Source organism: Saccharothrix syringae, from assembly GCF_009498035.1.
GTDB classification, from domain to species: domain Bacteria; phylum Actinomycetota; class Actinomycetes; order Mycobacteriales; family Pseudonocardiaceae; genus Actinosynnema; species Actinosynnema syringae.
Map to the genome: position 1 here is coordinate 3091500 of NZ_CP034550.1, position 16288 is coordinate 3107787.

The 16288-nt window shown below is 68.4% G+C and carries 10 protein-coding genes and 1 pseudogene; 5 read left to right on the forward strand and 6 right to left on the reverse strand.

All coding sequences use genetic code 11. The features are described from left to right. Positions 1–314: 314 nt before the first annotated feature. Both EKG83_RS14170 and EKG83_RS14175 read right to left on the reverse strand, forming a co-directional pair. Entirely contained in the window at positions 315–467 is a 153-nt protein-coding gene (locus EKG83_RS14170) for a hypothetical protein (protein ID WP_153278077.1), read from the reverse strand. Between the two features lie 528 nt (positions 468–995). Then, positions 996–1601 carry a TetR/AcrR family transcriptional regulator gene (locus tag EKG83_RS14175; RefSeq protein WP_194283017.1) on the reverse strand — a complete coding sequence of 202 codons (606 nt, stop codon included), beginning with the start codon at positions 1599–1601 and terminating at the stop codon, positions 996–998. 186 nt (positions 1602–1787) lie between these two features. Here EKG83_RS14175 and EKG83_RS14180 point away from each other — a divergent pair, with 186 nt between their 5' ends. The 3 genes from EKG83_RS14180 to EKG83_RS46860 all read left to right on the forward strand — a co-directional run bounded on the left by EKG83_RS14180 (position 1788) and on the right by EKG83_RS46860 (position 6894). After that, the gene (locus EKG83_RS14180; protein ID WP_033435901.1) at positions 1788–2756 is read left to right on the forward strand and encodes an alpha/beta hydrolase family protein; all 969 of its coding nucleotides are present in this window, start codon (positions 1788–1790) and stop codon (positions 2754–2756) included. Between the two features lie 132 nt (positions 2757–2888). Next, positions 2889–3488 carry an NADPH-dependent F420 reductase gene (locus EKG83_RS14185; protein ID WP_033435900.1) on the forward strand — a complete coding sequence of 200 codons (600 nt, stop codon included), beginning with the start codon at positions 2889–2891 and terminating at the stop codon, positions 3486–3488. Between the two features lie 649 nt (positions 3489–4137). Then, on the forward strand, positions 4138–6894 hold the full coding sequence (locus tag EKG83_RS46860) for a phage tail protein (RefSeq protein ID WP_051767072.1): 2757 nt from the start codon (positions 4138–4140) through the stop codon (positions 6892–6894). Between the two features lie 518 nt (positions 6895–7412). On the opposite strand, the gene EKG83_RS14195 is transcribed toward EKG83_RS46860, so the two are convergent. The 3 genes from EKG83_RS14195 to EKG83_RS14205 form a co-directional block, all read right to left on the reverse strand. Next, complete coding sequence (locus EKG83_RS14195) at positions 7413–7829, reverse strand: barstar family protein (protein WP_033435899.1); 417 nt, start codon at positions 7827–7829, stop codon at positions 7413–7415. A gap of 188 nt (positions 7830–8017) precedes the next feature. Then, positions 8018–12646 (reverse strand): WD40 domain-containing protein, encoded by a 4629-nt coding sequence (locus EKG83_RS14200; protein ID WP_153278078.1) that lies wholly within the window; start codon positions 12644–12646, stop codon positions 8018–8020. A gap of 7 nt (positions 12647–12653) precedes the next feature. Then, a complete protein-coding gene (locus EKG83_RS14205) occupies positions 12654–13184 on the reverse strand; it encodes a toll/interleukin-1 receptor domain-containing protein (RefSeq protein ID WP_153278079.1) in 531 nt (176 codons plus the stop codon). A 235-nt stretch (positions 13185–13419) separates the two neighbouring features. On the opposite strand from EKG83_RS14205, the pseudogene EKG83_RS46865 reads away from it, so the two are divergent. Then, positions 13420–14144 (forward strand): annotated as a pseudogene (locus tag EKG83_RS46865) (IS5 family transposase); the annotation flags it as partial. A gap of 8 nt (positions 14145–14152) precedes the next feature. Here EKG83_RS46865 and EKG83_RS14210 read toward each other — a convergent pair. Next, positions 14153–14713, reverse strand: coding sequence for a hypothetical protein (locus EKG83_RS14210; protein ID WP_228122611.1), 561 nt, complete (start codon positions 14711–14713; stop codon positions 14153–14155). Between the two features lie 753 nt (positions 14714–15466). Between EKG83_RS14210 and EKG83_RS14215 the strand changes: the two genes are divergently transcribed. Continuing rightward, positions 15467–16222 (forward strand): hypothetical protein, encoded by a 756-nt coding sequence (locus EKG83_RS14215; RefSeq protein ID WP_033435895.1) that lies wholly within the window; start codon positions 15467–15469, stop codon positions 16220–16222. Positions 16223–16288: the final 66 nt, after the last annotated feature.

The window sequence follows — 16288 nt, forward strand, 5'->3', positions numbered from 1 at the left end:
TGATGTGATCATCTCTCGCAATTCTGGGGGGTGGCTTGAACTACGAAGGCCGAGTGCCCTGCTTCAGCGCTGTGGGCGCCACCCTCGTCGATAGCGAAGGACGATACGTTCGCGGCCGTTGACCTGCGGCTTGTTGTTCCCACCGCCTGCTCCCGTGCGCTCCTCGGGCCGTTGGAAATTCCGCCGCAACAACGTCGGCAGAGGGGACCGTGTGGCTGGCGCCATGCCGGTGTAGTGCATTTCCTGCACGATCATGAAGGCGTTCTCCCATGCCGATGAGCGGACGGCGCTGCGCGTCAACAAGGGCCGATCGGTCAGAGCGGTTCCCACGGCACGCCGTCCTCGGGCTCCTCGCCCTCGGGGCCGTGGTCGCGGATGATGTCGACCCCCCACCACGTGTAGTGGCACAGCAGCCGTGAGAACTCGCGGGCGAAGCCGTCCAAGTCGGTGAAGCGCGCTCCGCGCACGACCGGCGCCGGAAGCTCACCGGCCCTCATGTCGCCGATCGAGCATGAAGACGAACGTCCGCTTCTGCCGATGAGCGGACGGTGCCGGTACGTCGTGGTCATAGCCGCGATCGGCGTAGAGCCGCCTCGGCCGGCGGCATGGTTTGCCGACCACGCCGCGGATCGGTGGGGTGGCGTCGGTCGACCGGGCTCGGCTCCGGGTGAGTCCCCCTGTGGGCGCACGCAGGTGGGTGGAGTCGACCAGGGCCGCGGGCAGGTCCGGTAAACCCGGCGGCGCGCAGTTCGGCGAGCAGCGGTTCATGCGGTTGCCGCCGGACTCCGGTCTCGTACCACTCGGCCAACCGCCGCCGGCAGGTCGCACCCGAGGCGCCGAAGGCGGCGGTAGGCAGCCCATTGCAGTCGATCCCGGCGCGCATCGCGTGCAGGATGCCCCTCCGGCGCGGCCCGAGCGTCGGCACGTCTGCGACCCGGATGGCGGAAACGCCTCGGACGTACCGGGGTCGACGGTTCCGGCCGAGCCCCTGATCGCTAAGGGTCCAGCTTGAGCGAGCCGTGGCCGACGTTGGTGCTGTCGGCGATGGCGCGGATCAGGTGCAGCAGGTCGTTGTGGAGTTCGTCGGTCATGCGGCCCTCGGCGACGCCGCGGAGGAACACGTGGTTGACGCCCCTGATCGCGGCTCGACCTGCGGCTCCGAACAGGTCGTCGCGATCGGGCCCGTCGAAGGGGAAGCCGGTTCCGGGGGTTCGCTGTGAGACCTCGGCCTCCGCCATGGCGACCACGCCGGGGTTGGCCAGGGCCATGGCGCGGGTGAGTGCGGCTTCCTCCTGGTCGACGTTGTCGCGCAGGTCGTGCCACCACCTGTCCACCAGGTCGATGAACTCCAGGGTGGGATCCTCCTGGTGCAGCGCGATGATCCGCTGCTCGATGGACGCCGGCCACTCGGTGATGAAGTCGAGCTTCGACGGGAAGTAGCCCGTCACGGTCCGCGGCGCGACTTCGGCCACCTCGGCGATGTCGGCGATCGTGGTCCGCTCGTACCCGTGTTCGGCGAACAGGCGCAGGGCCGTGTGCAGGATCAGCCGCCGTCGTCGCGCTTTGGACCGTTCCCGAAGCCCCGGACCGTCACTGGTCACCAGCACTCTCCCGCACTCCGTCGACCACCGTCTGCGTGCGCCCCAGCATACATGCACCCCATGGCTAAATTGCCATCTTGTGCAAACTTGCCGTCCATGGCAAAGTTTGGCGGGTGGTCGAAGTCGATCACCCGCCAAGTCCGTCGAGCAACGGGTTCACGGACGAACGGCCTGAGAGGAACAACCATGAGCACGTCCTACGCGGACGCCGCCGGCTTCCCGGTCAGCGACCCCACCCCCATCGTCAGCTACAGTCCCGTCACGCTCGAGGTGCCGGACAGGCCCGTGCCGCTGGAGATCAAGGTCTCGGCGCCCGTGACCGGGACCGACCTGCCGGTGATGCTGCTCTCGCACGGGCACGGCATGGCCAACTTCATCTCCTCGCTGCGCGGCTACGGCCCCGTCGCGGATTTCTGGGCCGCTCACGGGTTCGTCGTCGTCCAGCCGACACACCTGGACTCCACCGTGCTCGGGCTGCGCGACCAGGACCTGCCCGACGCGCCGCTGTTCTGGCGTGACCGCGCCGTCGACATGCACGTCGTCCTCGATCACCTGGAGGAGGTCCTCGCCGCGGTTCCGGGGCTGCCGGGCCGTGTCGACACCGAGAAGGTGGCCGCGGTCGGGCACTCGGCCGGCGGCCACACGGTCTCGCTGCTGCTGGGCTCGCGGGTGACCGACCCGAACGACCCCCGGGAGAAGGACCTCTCCGATCCCCGGGTCAAGGCCGGCGTCGTGATCGGAGGACCGGGCGTCGCCGACGAGCACTTCTCGCCGTGGGCCGCCGAGCACTACCCGATGATGAAGCACATCGACTTCGGGCAGATGACCGGCGCCGCGCTCGTCATCGCCGGCGACGAGGACCTGAACCCCCACTTCTCCTCCCGGCTCAGCTACCGCTGGGACGCCTACACCCACAGCCCCGGCGGGAACAAGACGCTGCTGACCTTCCTGGGCGCACAGCACCTGTTCGGCGGGATCTCCGGCTACGACGCCGCGGAGACCTCCGACGAGAACCCCGAACGGGTCGCCGCGCTGCGGGCTCTGGTGTGGGCCTACCTGCGCTCCCGGTTGTTCCCCGGCGACACGTCCTGGGACATCGCCGTGAAAGCCCTGGAAAGCCGGAAGACGCCCCTGGCGAAGGTCGAAACCAAGTAGCCCGCGACGTGCGGCTCCTCGTCGCTCGACAAAACGACGTGTGAGCCGCGATCGCCACCGCAAGCGGCCTGGCAGCGTCGTCGACACCGCATGCCCACATGTCGATCGTCCGAACCACCTCGGGAAGAACCCATGAAAATCGCGATCCTCGGCACGGGCAAGGTCGGCTCGGCACTGGGGGCAGGACTGGCGTCCACCGGTCACCACGTCGTCTACGGATCACGGACGCGCGCAGGTGAAGTGGGAACGCTCAGCCCGCGCGAGGCCGTCGCGTCCAGCGACGTGGTCGTCACCGCCATCCCGGGCACGGCCGTGGTCGGTGCCTTGGAGGACATCGGGGACGACGTGCTGGCCGAGAGAATCGTGCTCGACCCCTCGGCCGCCTTCACCCCGCGGATGACGATGGCCTACCCCGGCGACAGCGTGGCCCAGCGGGTGCAGGCGCGTTTCCCGCGGGCCCGTGTCGTGAAGACGCTCAACACGATGAACTTCACCGTCATGGTCGACCCACTGGCGTCACTGCCCCAGGCGACCGTTTTCGTCAGCGGCGACGACAGCGCAGCCAAGACCGTGGTCACGGGCTTGCTCGATGACCTGGGATGGCCCGAAAGCAGCGTTCTGGACCTGGGCGGCATCCACACCGCCCTGGCCACCGAGCACGCTGCCCCGTTGTTCTTCGCGACCGCCAGGGCCCTGGGAACCGCGAAGTTCAACATCTCCATCTCCCGGTAAGCGGACTGCTCGCGGGTCCTCGGCCCCGACCACCCCCGACACACCTACCACCCGCCGCAACCTCGCCCACTGGAACCGGACGTGCTGCGACCCGTCCGACTGACGTTCCCGACTTCCGGGCCCAGGCCGTCCGGTACTACAGGTGGTCGTGCTGTCGCCGCAGACGGGCGAAGGACACGGCGCTCACCGGCACGGGTGTATCGCGGCCTGCCTGTCGTGCGGGGTGTCGTGGTGTTGTCCGGTCGGGGTGTGCTCGCGGATCGGACGGGCCTGCGGGCGGGGGACCGGACCGGCGGCGGCCCCGGCCCGCTGCCTCCAGGACGGTCAACCGGCCCACGTGCACAACGATCGCGGCGGGTTCGACGCCGTGGTGTCGGTCAGCGACACCGTTCGACAACCCGCATCTGGGCACGCGGACCTGCATCCGCCGGCGCGACCGGTGGTACGACGACAAGGGCCACCCGTCGGCGAGGCTTGCCCTGCCCGGTGGTGGGGGAGTCGGACGGTGGTGGCCTGGTGACCATCGGACGGTGAACCGCGAGGGCGTGCCGGTCGGTCCGCTCGACCGCCCCTGCGGCTGGTGACGGGTGCCGCGGCAGCCGCCGACACTGGCGGCGACGTGCCCGCCGTGTTGCGAAGGACGGCGCTGATGACCGAGCCGGACCGGGGTGTCGAACACCGGTCCGAGGGCACGCGGGTGGGACGTGCCGCCGACCCGGAGCCCGCACTACGGCCGGACGGGCCGCCCGCGACCGTCCGCGCCCAACCGCGTCGGCTCACCGCGGCCGAGGCGCTGGCCGTGCAACGCCTCGCCGGGAACCGCGCGCTGTCCGGGGCGCTGGCGCCCGCTCGGCCGAAGACCGAGCCGCCGACCGTCGAGACCGCCCCTGCGGAGACCGATGGGCCTGCGCCGTCGGACGCGCCCACCACGCCGGACATCGCACCGGGCGGACCACCGCCCGGCACCGGCGGCTCGGCAGGTGCGGGTGGCTCGCCGCGCGGTGCCGGCGACCGAGTCGGCGCGGGGGGACCGGGGTGCGGGCCGTCCGTCGCCGAGCCCGCGTTGCTGCCCGTGCAGCGGGGACTGCCAGACAGCGTCGCGGGCCTCGCCGGGAACGCCCGGAACCGGGTGTTGAGCACCATCGGGGAGTGGGCGCGGCGGATGCCCGGTTACGGCGTGCTCTGCCTCGCGCTCGGCCGCGACGTCATCACGCGGCAGCCCGTCGCCCGGGACGCCACGGCGGTCGTCGGCGCGCTGGTCGGTCTGGTCCCGGGCGGCGCGGCGCTGTGGCAGAACCTCCAGCGGTCCGGCGCGGTTGCGCGGGCGGCGGAGTGGCTGTCCGGTGAGGTGGCGCGGCTGGGACTGACGTGGGAGTGGGTGCGCGGGCTGTTCAGCCGGGCGTGGGACGCGTTGGGCGTGACGGACCTGCTCAACCCGGGCGCCGCCTGGGCGCGGCTGTCCGGGGTCCTCGCCGAGCCGATCCAGCGGCTCCGCACGTTCGCGGGAGGCGCCGCGAGCAAGCTGATGGAGTTCGTCTTCGAAGGCGTGCTCACGTCGGCGGGCGGTGTCGGCGCTCAGGTCATGGGCGTCGTGCGCCGTGCCGGCGACGTGATCGGCACGATCGTCCGCGACCCCGTCGCGTTCGCGGGCAACCTGGTCGCGGCCGTGCGCGGCGGGCTCGGGCAGTTCGCGGGCAACATCCTCGGCCACCTGCGCACCGGCCTGTTCGGCTGGCTCACGGGAGCGCTGCGCGGCGCCGTCGCGCTGCCCGCCCGGTTCGACTTCGCGGGCATCCTGTCGCTGGTGCTGAACCTGCTCGGCCTGACGTGGGACTGGCTGCGCGGACGCCTCGTGCGGACGCTCGGCGAGCCGACCGTCCGTGCGGTGGAGACGGCCGTCGACTGGGTGCGCACGATGGTCGTCGGCGGCATCGCGGCCGTGGCGCACCGGTTGACCGACATGGCCTCCGGCCTGGTGGACACCGTCATCGGCGGCATTCGGGACTGGGTGGCGAACTCGGTGGTGGGCGCGGCGATCACGCGGCTGGTCTCCCTGTTCAACCCGGCGGGCGCGGTGATCCAGGCGATCATCGCCGTCTACAACACGATCCGGTTCTTCATCGAACGCGCTCAGCAGCTCGGCGCGCTGGCGGAGTCCGTGTTCGGCTCCCTCGCGGTGATCGCGGCGGGCAGTCTCGACGCCGCCCGCAACGCCGTCGAACAGGCCCTGGGCCGTGCGGTGCCCGTGGTCCTCGGTTTCCTCGCCCGCCTGCTCGGTCTGGGCGACGTGGCGACGCCGGTCCGCACCGTGGTCAACCGCGTCCGCTCCCTGGTGGACCGCGCGGTGGACCGGGTGGTCGGCTGGGTCGTGGGGGCGGCACGCCGCGTCGGAGGCGGCCTGCGGCAGGCCGGGCAGGCGGCGGCGCGGCGCGTCGTGGACTGGTTCACCCTCCGCAAGAGCTTCACCGGGTCGGACGGCGCGTCGCACTCGCTGTTCTGGCGGGGACGCGGCCGGGGCGCCACCCTGACGGTCGCGTCCACCCCGACACCCGTGGACACCGTCCTGCGGAACGTGGCTCCGGTGATCCGGACCTCGCACCCCAACCTGCTCGGGGCGCTGCAGGCGGCGGAGGCGAAACAGCGCCAGGTCGCCGCGCTGAAGACGACCGTGGAGCAGGCCGGCGCGGCCGGGAGGCAGCCCGCGGACGTCGACCGCCTCAACACGGCGATGCGGGAGTTGGCAACCTTGATGGTTCCGCTGGTGCCGGTGGCGTTCCCGGCCACGGCGGCAACCACCCCGGGCTCGTTCCCGTCGTGGGTGCAGCCGAACAAGCTGGTGAAGCTGACCCGCGAGAACCGCGTCGCCCAGGTCACCGGCTTCGACACCACGACCCCGGCGCTGCCGAAGGTCGGGTACGTGGTCCTGCGGCCCAGGCTGCGGGAGGACAGCCCGTGGCAGCCCAGGCAGGGCGGACGAGTCGCCGGCAGCACCGAGTGGGTCACACCCGGCCCCGTCAAAGACTTCTGGCAGGAGTACACCCAGAACCCGCGCAACTACTTCATGGGCCCGACACCGTCGAAGAACGGCCCGATCGGCGAGCTGGTCAAGGCCCGCATGACGCGCGAGGGCAAGCTGGTCAACGGCGTCGTGCGCTACGGCCGCGACGCGAACGGCGATCCCCTGCCGGCCGGCCAGTACACCTCGTACCCGCTGTCGGCGTGCGTGATGGGGCACGTCATCGACGCGGTGACGTGGTGGAACAGCAACGGGCGGTTCGTCGGCGCCCAGGCGGACGCGGTGCGGCGGTTCATGACCGACCCGATCAACTACGAACTCGAACCCGGGTCGGTCAACTCGCTGCGCGGAGCACGGCTCGGCACCCGGTACCTGCCGCCGACGGTGTAGCTGCGGATGGCTCGCCTCGTCCCGCCGTGGTCCCGGCCTCCACGCGGCGGCGAACATTCGGTTTGTGGTCACAGCGACACTCGGGAACTCGATCACAGGAGCGAGTGCACGACCAGCAGTTCCACCACCGAAGACAACCGAACCGACCGCAAATGTGACGGTTCCCCAAGGAGTTCTGCTCCCACCGTGCTCCCGCGAACGACCACGGGCCTGCGGACGATGATCTGTCCGCAGGCCCGTGACCTGGTGAAACACACTGTGGGCGATACTGGGATCGAACCAGTGACCTCTTCGGTGTGAATGAAGCCTGGTCAAAACTTCTATCTGCGGAAATAGAATCGCCCCAGGTGAAACGGGACTGTTGGGAGCCGTTGGACGTGGTTCAGTGCCGTTGGACGCGTCCGACGGCTCCCTTTTTGCTCCCACTGCCTGCTCCCGCGCGCTCCTCGGGCCGTTGGGAATTTCATCGCAACGACGTCAGCAGAGGGTGTCGTGTGGCATCAGCGAGGGTCCATCGGTCAGAGTAGTTCCAACAGCACGCCGTCTTCGGACTCTTCGCCATCGGGGCCGTGGTCGCAGATGATGTCGACGATCTCGTCGAACAGCGTCGGTCCCTCGCCACGCCGAGCGACGGCGATCCGCGCTCGGATGTCGGAACGGTGCGACGGGTGACAGGAGGCGGGCAGCCCTTGCAGGCGGCGGAATGTCGCCTCGTGACCGAGCGCGGCCCTGGACGTCTCGGAGTTGAGCCACCTCAGCACCCACCCGTTCTCGGGCGTGCCGAAGCCTCCTCGGAGCAGGTCGTTGAAGGCGTCCAGGTTTCCCCGCCACGTGTAGTGGCACAGCAGTCGTGAGAACTCGTGGGCGAAACCGTCCAAGTCGGTGAAGCGCGCCCCGTCCACAATCAGCACCGGAAGCTCGCCGATCCCGCCCATCACACACGGAGCATGACGCAGCCGCGAACGTCGCTCATGTCCTTGGTCGAGCATGGAGACGACCGTCCGCCTCTGCCGATGCCAGCATATTTGGTTCGAGCTCTGCACAGACGCGGTGCGTGCAAATTTTTCCGATGCCGCCCGATCGTTGACGCTCCTACAACCCGAGTCGAATCGGCATGTGGTCCCTAGGAGTCCACGGCTGAAGCTGACTCGCTGTAATAGAGTTCGTATGGCTGAAGGTCCACTAGGCGGTTATGGCTGTCGAGGCATGCTGCACGCAGAAATAGCCAGGCATCACCGGTTGCGGACAGCAACGTGTTCCTGACCTGTGACCATGACGCCGTTGAGGTTTTGGTGAAGGCTGCCATCAGCAATTCTGGCTGTCTTGCGTCCACGTTCCAGATCCGTGTGGTGCCGTCATCGCTGGCGGTGGCGAGTTGGGTTCCGTCCGGGCTGAACGCGACATCCCGGACCCAGTCGGTGTGCCCGGTGAGGGTGTGCAGGGTCTCGCCGGTGGTCGCGTTCCAGATCCGTGCGGTGCCGTCGCTGCCGGCGGTGGCGAGTTGGGTTCCGTCCGGGCTGAACGCGACACCCCAGACCGAGCCGGTGTGCCCGGTGAGGGTGTGCAGGGTCTCGCCGGTGGTCGCGTTCCAGATCCGTGCGGTGCCGTCATCGCTGGCGGTGGCGAGTTGGGTTCCGTCCGGGCTGAACGCGACATCCCAGACCGAGTCGCTGTGTGTGGTGAGGGTGTGCAGGGTCTCGCCGGTGGTCGCGTTCCAGATCCGTGCGGTGCCGTCGCTGCCGGCGGTGGCGAGTTGGGTTCCGTCCGGGCTGAACGCGACACCCCTGACCCAGTCGGTGTGCCCGGTGAGGGTGTGCAGGGTCTCGCCGGTGGTCGCGTTCCAGATCCGTGCGGTGCCGTCATCGCTGGCGGTGGCGAGTTGGGTTCCGTCCGGGCTGAACGCGACATCCCAGACCGAGTCGCTGTGTGTGGTGAGGGTGTGCAGGGTCTCGCCGGTGGTCGCGTTCCAGATCCGTGCGGTGCCGTCGCTGCCGGCGGTGGCGAGTTGGGTTCCGTCCGGGCTGAACGCGACATCCCGGAGCGAGCCGCTGTGCCCGGTGAGGGTGTGCAGGGTCTCGCCGGTGGTCGCGTTCCAGATCCGTGCGCCGTCATCGCTGGCGGTGGCGAGTTGGGTTCCGTCCGGGCTGAACGCGACACCCCAGACCCAGCCGATGTGTGTGGTGAGGGTGTGCAGGGTCTCGCCGGTGGTCGCGTTCCAGATCCGTGCGGTGCCGTCGCTGCTGGCGGTGGCGAGTTGGGTTCCGTCCGGGCTGAACGCGACACCCCTGACCCAGTCGGTGTGCCCGGTGAGGGTGTGCAGGGTCTCGCCGGTGGTCGCGTTCCAGATCCGTGCGGTGCCGTCGCTGCTGGCGGTGGCGAGTTGGGTTCCGTCCGGGCTGAACGCGACATCCCGGAGCGAGCCGCTGTGCCCGGTGAGGGTGTGCAGGGTCTCGCCGGTGGTCGCGTTCCAGATCCGTGCGCCGTCATCGCTGGCGGTGGCGAGTTGGGTTCCGTCCGGGCTGAACGCGACACCCCAGACCGAGTCGGTGTGCCCGGTGAGGGTGTGCAGGGTCTCGCCGGTGGTCGCGTTCCAGATCCGTGCGCCGTCATCGCTGGCGGTGGCGAATTGGGTTCCGTCCGGGCTGAACGCGACACCCCAGACCGAGCCGCTGTGTGTGGTGAGGGTGTGCAGGGTCTCGCCGGTGGTCGCGTTCCAGATCCGTGCGGTGCCGTCGCTGCTGCCGGCGGTGGCGAGTTGGGTTCCGTCCGGGCTGAACGCGACACCCCAGACCGAGCCGCTGTGTGTGGTGAGGGTGTGCAGGGTCTCGCCGGTGGTCGCGTTCCAGATCCGTGCGGTGCCGTCGCTGCTGCCGGCGGTGGCGAGTTGGGTTCCGTCCGGGCTGAACGCGACACCCCAGACCGAGCCGCTGTGTGTGGTGAGGGTGTGCAGGGTCTCGCCGGTGGTCGCGTTCCAGATCCGTGCGGTGCCGTCGCTGCTGCCGGCGGTGGCGAGTTGGGTTCCGTCCGGGCTGAACGCGACACCCCAGACCGAGCCGCTGTGTCCGGTGAGTGCCTGGAGGCGGGTCCGGGCGGGCGGCAGCGGGGTCGGTAGGTAGTCGCCGCTGTGAACGTGACGGAGTTGGTTGGTGTTCGCGCCGGTCAGGTCTGTGTTGTCCAGGCGGCAGTGGCGGAGGAACGCACCGGCGAGGTCGGCGTCGCGCAGGCTTGCATCGACGATTGTGGTCTTGTGCAGTACGGCTCGTTCGAGGCGGGCGGCCTGAAGGCTTGTGTGGGTGAGGTTGACGTGGTCCCAGCGGGTTTCGCGCAGATCTGCTCCGGCCAGCGTGGCGGCAGTGAACACGAGCGGGTTGGCCCTCGTACCGATGAACTGCCAGCCCCGTAGCCGGGCACCGCTGAGATCGCTGCCGACCAGCGTGGGATGCGGGCGGTTGTGTGCGCGGGCGTGGAGCGCGTACCGGAGCCACAGCTCGCTGGCTCCTTCCAAGTACGACGTACGCCACCGGTTCAGGGTGGCCCGGAGCGCCTCTTGATCGTCGTCGTCGGCGATCAACTGGCCCAGGAAGTCCAACGTCTCCGCCGACGGGATGGGAAGGCACCAGTCCTCACGGCGGTCATCGCGTATCGCGTCGCACAGGTACTGGGCGAGGAAGTACTCGTGGATGGAGCTGTGCGCGAATTGAAAGTCGGGGCGGTCAGGCCCGTTGTGGTCGTTGCGGACCACGAACGTGGCGGTGCGTAGGTCCTCCTCGAGTTGGTCGCGTGAGATGCTTCCGTAGCGTCTGCCGAGCACGGGGTCTGTGGCGAGTTGTTCATCGAGCCAGTCGTCCAGGTCGGCGCTGTCGACCCGCCGGTCACCACGCTTCCACGACCATGCTGCCAGTCGAGCCATCAAGGTGAGCTTGTGCTCGGGGCGCAGACGGTGCTTGCCGAGGTCTCGTGTGAGCCAGTCGCGCAAGACCTGCCGGTAGATCGTGGCCGCGTACACCGGGCGTTGCTGCGAGAGGCGGTCTTCGATGAACGGGATCTGCGCGGCGACCTTGGCCAGCGTGTAGGGGCGCGTGGCCAGGTCGGACAGGTCGTGTACCGCTCCCAGCATGTCCATCACCTGCGTGACGTCCTGGTCCGGCAGCGCCTTGTCCAGGTACCCGCGGATCTGCTCGTCGGTCAACGGCAACAACATCAGCGCGACGTAGTCCTCGGCGGCTGCGAGATCACGGTCGTGCTCGAGGAAGTGCCTGGACTGTTCCCGCAGCGACCGGAAGTAGTGGGTCCGGCAGGACAGCAGAACCTTGGTGTGCACCCCGGCGAACGGGGCGTGAACCGTGCCCTTGCCTTTCCCGCGGATCGGCCGGAGCTTGAGCAACTCATGGGTGAAGGCGATACCTTGCGCGGCGTCGAGCCTGACCAGGACCTCGTCCAAACCGTCGATGACGAACAGGGTGGGCACCGTCCTGGCCCGTGCGATGACCTCTTCCCCCGACGGTAGCCGCGTGTCACCCGGCGCCCAACCACGGTTGATGCACTCGGTCAGGATTTCGGGCAGGGTCGGCACCACGTTGCTCAGGTTCCCGAGACGCCGGAGGTCGAAGTACAGCGGCTCGGGCCGCAACGGGGCTGGCGGGGTTTGCAGCCGTTCGGTCAACTCCTGGCAGGTGATCGTCTTACCGGTGCCGTACTCGCCCAGCAACGCGGCGAGCGGCGCACTGTCCGGATCACGTGCCCAATCCATGAGGTACGCCACGACGTCCTCGACCCGCCGCTCCTGGTCGTGCGCGCCGATGGCCGTGTCCGGATCCATGCCGCCGGGACGGCCGTGCAGGTCGAAGAACTGGTCCCCGCACGTCTCCTTGAGCATGCGCCGGTCTTTCGTGCCCATGTCGAGCGGCTTCGCGCTCACGCGGTCGAGCTGGCGGTGGATGTGCTCGACAAGGCCATTCACCCACTTGTCCCGGGCAGACTGGCTCTTGAGGTCATTGAACGGGACGCCCTGAGGCGTGCCAGGGTAGACAGCTTTGGGTTCGAACGCACCCGCGCGGGAGCTCGTCGGCCGCAGCAGCACCGGCATCACCGTCGGGCCGGAGGACCCGCTGTAGGCACGCAGCGTCTCGTTGAGCGCAGGTTGCGCGTACCAGGCGTTGCTCACCGCGGCGACCACCAGTTCGCTACCCGCCACCTCCATGCGCAGTTGCTTTTCCCGGTCGTCACCGGCCAGCACGTCCTTATCGGACCGCCACACGGCGATTCCGTGCTGCTCACCGCCCAATGCCTCGAACAGCAGGTCCCACAGGCGTCCAGCTGTAACGTCGTCCGCCGTGGCGTTGCACAACACGATCCGTCTCGGCCCGAGCACAGTCGCCTGCCGGTCCTCGATGAGTACGTCACGAACCGCCTCGTGCTCACGCAGAGGTGCGCCGACCACGTCGACGCGCTCGGCCCAGAAGCTCAGCGTGCGGCCACGCGCGCCCGATCTCTTCGCGCCGTGGACCTGGACCTCGAGGTCCACACTCTCGTCTACTGCGGCGGTGTTCACCAGCTTGACCAAGCGCTCCAACGCCTTCGTCGCGGCCGCCGGGGTCCGCTGGGCGAACAATAGACGCTGCACCTGTTCCACGGACAACTCGTCTGCCGTCCCCATCGCGTCCAGCAGCACGCCCATTGCCTCGCGGTCGATCGAGCTCAAGGACACCCCGAGCAACCGGGCGCGAGCCGTGGCGGGAGGTATCCGTCGCATGGGGGGATCACCGCTGCCTGTCGTCGCGCATCGCGTACCGGGCGAGAACCCGGTGCACCTCGACCACAAGGCGGTTTACCCATGCGTCCTGCGCCGACGTCCCGCGCGCCTCGCTGAACGGTCGTCCATAGCCGTAGATCTGCTTGCTCTTCAAGCCACGCCAGTCCGCCTGCTTGCTGACCTGCCGAAGCAGCAACGGAACCACATGCTTGCCGGGGACGTCGACGAGCGCGGGCAGTTCGACGCCGGTTATGTACTTGCTGCCCAGGAAGGCGTTGCTCAACGCGACAATCCCGACCTCAGCCGTCGACAACGCGCCGCGGATCCGGACGTCCCAGTCCTCGCCGACAAGGATCGCGTCGTCTGATCGCCAGAGTTGGAACTCGTACTCCTGGTCGATGACCATCGCCTCGGTCAACAGGTCCCACAAGCGCAAAACCAGCGCCTCGTCCCGACCGACAAAACTGAGGAATACTCGCACCAGGGGTTTGCCCGAGCTTCCCACCTCTAGGCGCATTCCGGCTTTGTCCGTGCTCACGCTGGCCTCCTGCCGTGCGCCTGTCGGGATGTGTCGCAATAAGGTCGGATTGGTCGAGGGTACTGCACGGGGTGGCGGAGAGTTCGAGGGTGAGTGCTACTTGGAACTCCTAGTCCAATAAGATTGGAATACAACTGGTCGTCGACGTGTTGATCTTGCTTTGGAAAGGGGGCGGCAGCTTCCCGGGATCGTCTCCGACGAGCTGTGGGCAAGCATCGAGCCGCTGCTGTCGGTGATGCAACGCCCCGGTGACCATCCCGGGCTGGCGGTGGCTGGACGACCGAAGGTGCTCCGGGCATCCTGCTTGTGCTCTACCCCGAGATCCCGTGGGGGGCCTGCCGTAGAAGCTGGGGACTCGGGCATGACCGCCTGGCGGCGGCCGCGGGACTGGCGCGAGACCCGGGGGTGTGGCAGCGGTTGCATGAGAACCTGCTCGCCGAACTGCACGTCGCGGACGCGCTGGACCGGTCGCGGGCGGTGATCGACGGTTCGCACGTGCGGCCCCGCAGGAGCTGCCCAAAACGCGGTCCGAGTCCGGTCAGCAGTGCCGGAAGCGCCACCTGGTCACCGAAGCGCACGGCATCCTGTTGGCGGTGTCGTTGACCGGCGGCAACCGCAACGACCTCGTCCAGCTGATGTCGTTGATCGAAAAGGTAACCCCGATGCGGGGCGCGCGGCCGTCCCCGCCGACGCCCCGACGCGCTCTACGTCGACCGGGGGTATGACCACGACAAGTACCGCAAGCCGTTACGCGACAAGGGCATCGGACTCGTGACCACCCGTCGCGGGGCCGGGCACGGCTCCGGACCGAGCATGTACCGATGGACGGTCGAGCAGTCCTTCACACTGCCGCACTGGTTCCGCCGCCTGCGGGTCCGGTGGGAGATCCGCGACGACATCCACAAGGCATTCCTCAGCCTGGCCCGCGGCATCATCTGCTGGCGCCGCCTGCACAACCTCTCATCGAGTTACGAGTTCTTGGCCCGGACTTCACGAGGGCGGTTCACCGCAGCCAACAGACGCTGCTGCTCCTGCTTGAGGTGGAGGAAGGCCTCGCGCACGTACGTCACGAAGGGAGCGCCAGGGTGGCCGATGAGGGCTCGCTCGTGCACGCCGTCGGCCTCCGCCGCCAACACGATCTCCAGAGAGGTCACGTGAGCGCAGAAGTCGCGCAGTGCCTGCGGAAGCTCAGGCTCGATCAGCAGGTCGGCATGCTCCACGATCAGGTCACGCATCTGAAGGTTGGCCGGCCGCAACGCCTGGTTCCTCCACCGCTGCCAGTCGCTGTCGACACTCGAGGGACTCCGATCCGCCTTGCCGGGCAGGCCCGAATCGCGCAGGGCCTCCCAGATGCGCTCGTTGACCTCCACAAGTGCGTTGAGAGGCCCGTACAACTCCCGAAGCTGGCTGTTCACCCTGGCCAGCAGAGCCTGACGCCGCTCTTGCCGGATCTGAGCACGCTGGTTGAGAACAAACACGAGAACCGCGACCAGCACGCTGGCGCTCGCGGTGATCACTGCTGCCGACACAAGCACAGCTTGCCGCACTCGCCGATCGAATCACCAACGGCGTATCAGAGACTGACGAGGTCGGATCGCTTGCGAACGTCCGATCGTGCCGCTGAGGGCGATGGTCGGTGCGGTTCGAATGGTCGACTGGCCGGTCGTCGGCGTCACCCGGTTCGACGCGTCGTGCTCGCAGGTCGGTGACTTGAGGTGGCGGTAGCTCGAGCGTCGGAGGAAGGGATGCGGGTTCGCTCTCGGCCGCCAGCTCGTGTCGGGCCTCGGCCCGTCCACGGTGAGAAGGGCTCTACGACCGTGTGCGGGCGCCAGCTGTTGGCTCCAAAGGGAGGCCTGGCCGACTCGCTGGAGCGCAGGTCGGCTCTTCGGAGTTGCAGAAGCGCTCACCTCGGAGCAGGCTCCGGCTGCTGTGTTCTTCATAACCTTTGACCTGCGATTACGTGCTGTTGAGCGGTCGCGGTGCGGAGGCGGGGGTGGGGTCATGCGGTTGACCAGTCGGAGGGTGGTGACCGTGGCTGCGGTGGCCACGAGCACGGCGAGGGCGGCGATCCAACGGCGTCGTCGGTCAGGCAGCGGCTGTGGGCGATGCGGTGACCGAATTCGAAGCAGCCGGTTCCGCGTCTGATCGTGCCGACGAACCGCTTGGTCAGAAGACCGGCGGTGAACAGTGTGATCGTAACGGTGATGCCGGGGACGGCGATGGAACAGCAACACTCGCCGGAAGGTTGATAGGTTGGCAATGAATCGAACAGGTATCTGCAGATGCTCGGCGCTCGACTGATTCGGGTTCTCGTCATCGCGCCGGCGGTGCCCGTTGTCACGTTGGCGCAGCTCAACCTTCCTTCGGCGCAGTTCTGGCACGGACTTCGCCCCGTGCTGTACGTGGCGGTCGGGTTGTGCTTGTTGGCGACCGTGCACGAACTCGGCAGCTTCGTGTCCTACTTCGGTCACCTCGGCGCGTTACGCAGTTACGACCAGGATGTGCGTGCCTTGCTCAGTGCAACCCTCTCGCGGGTCGAAGCGGGTACCGGTATCGACTGGCGAAGTGTCGGCGTGTCGGCCTACTGCTTGCGGGGCGTGCCCTGGCGTCGCAGGTTGATAATGATCGATGAACTGCGGCTGGGTAGCGGGCCGATGCCGGGGCAGCCGCCATTGCGGCCGGGCAAAGGGGTCGTCGGGGTGGCGTGTAAACGTTCCGAGGGTGTGTGCTCCAACTGGGAGGACTACGTCAAAGTGTCCATCGCCATGGGGCGGCAGCGTTGGGAGCGGCAGGACAAAGAAGCGCGTTTTGGACTGACCTGGGGAGAATTGCTCAGGACTGAATCACTAACCTGGGTTTCGGCGTTCCCCGTCTATTCGCGGACGGCGAAGCTGGTGGGGGTGGTCGCCGTTGACGCGCCCACCGACTTGTCCGGTGCGGATGTCTCGCGAGTGATCCGCGACTTGGCGGCATCCATGGGTGATGTCGGATCGCCGCCTCGTTCCTGGTGGAGTTATGTCGGGAGACGCAATGGCTGAGGAGTACGTCCGCGACCCAGGTGCACACCGGCTGTCGGAGTCGTTCGTTGACGACGTCGAACGTTT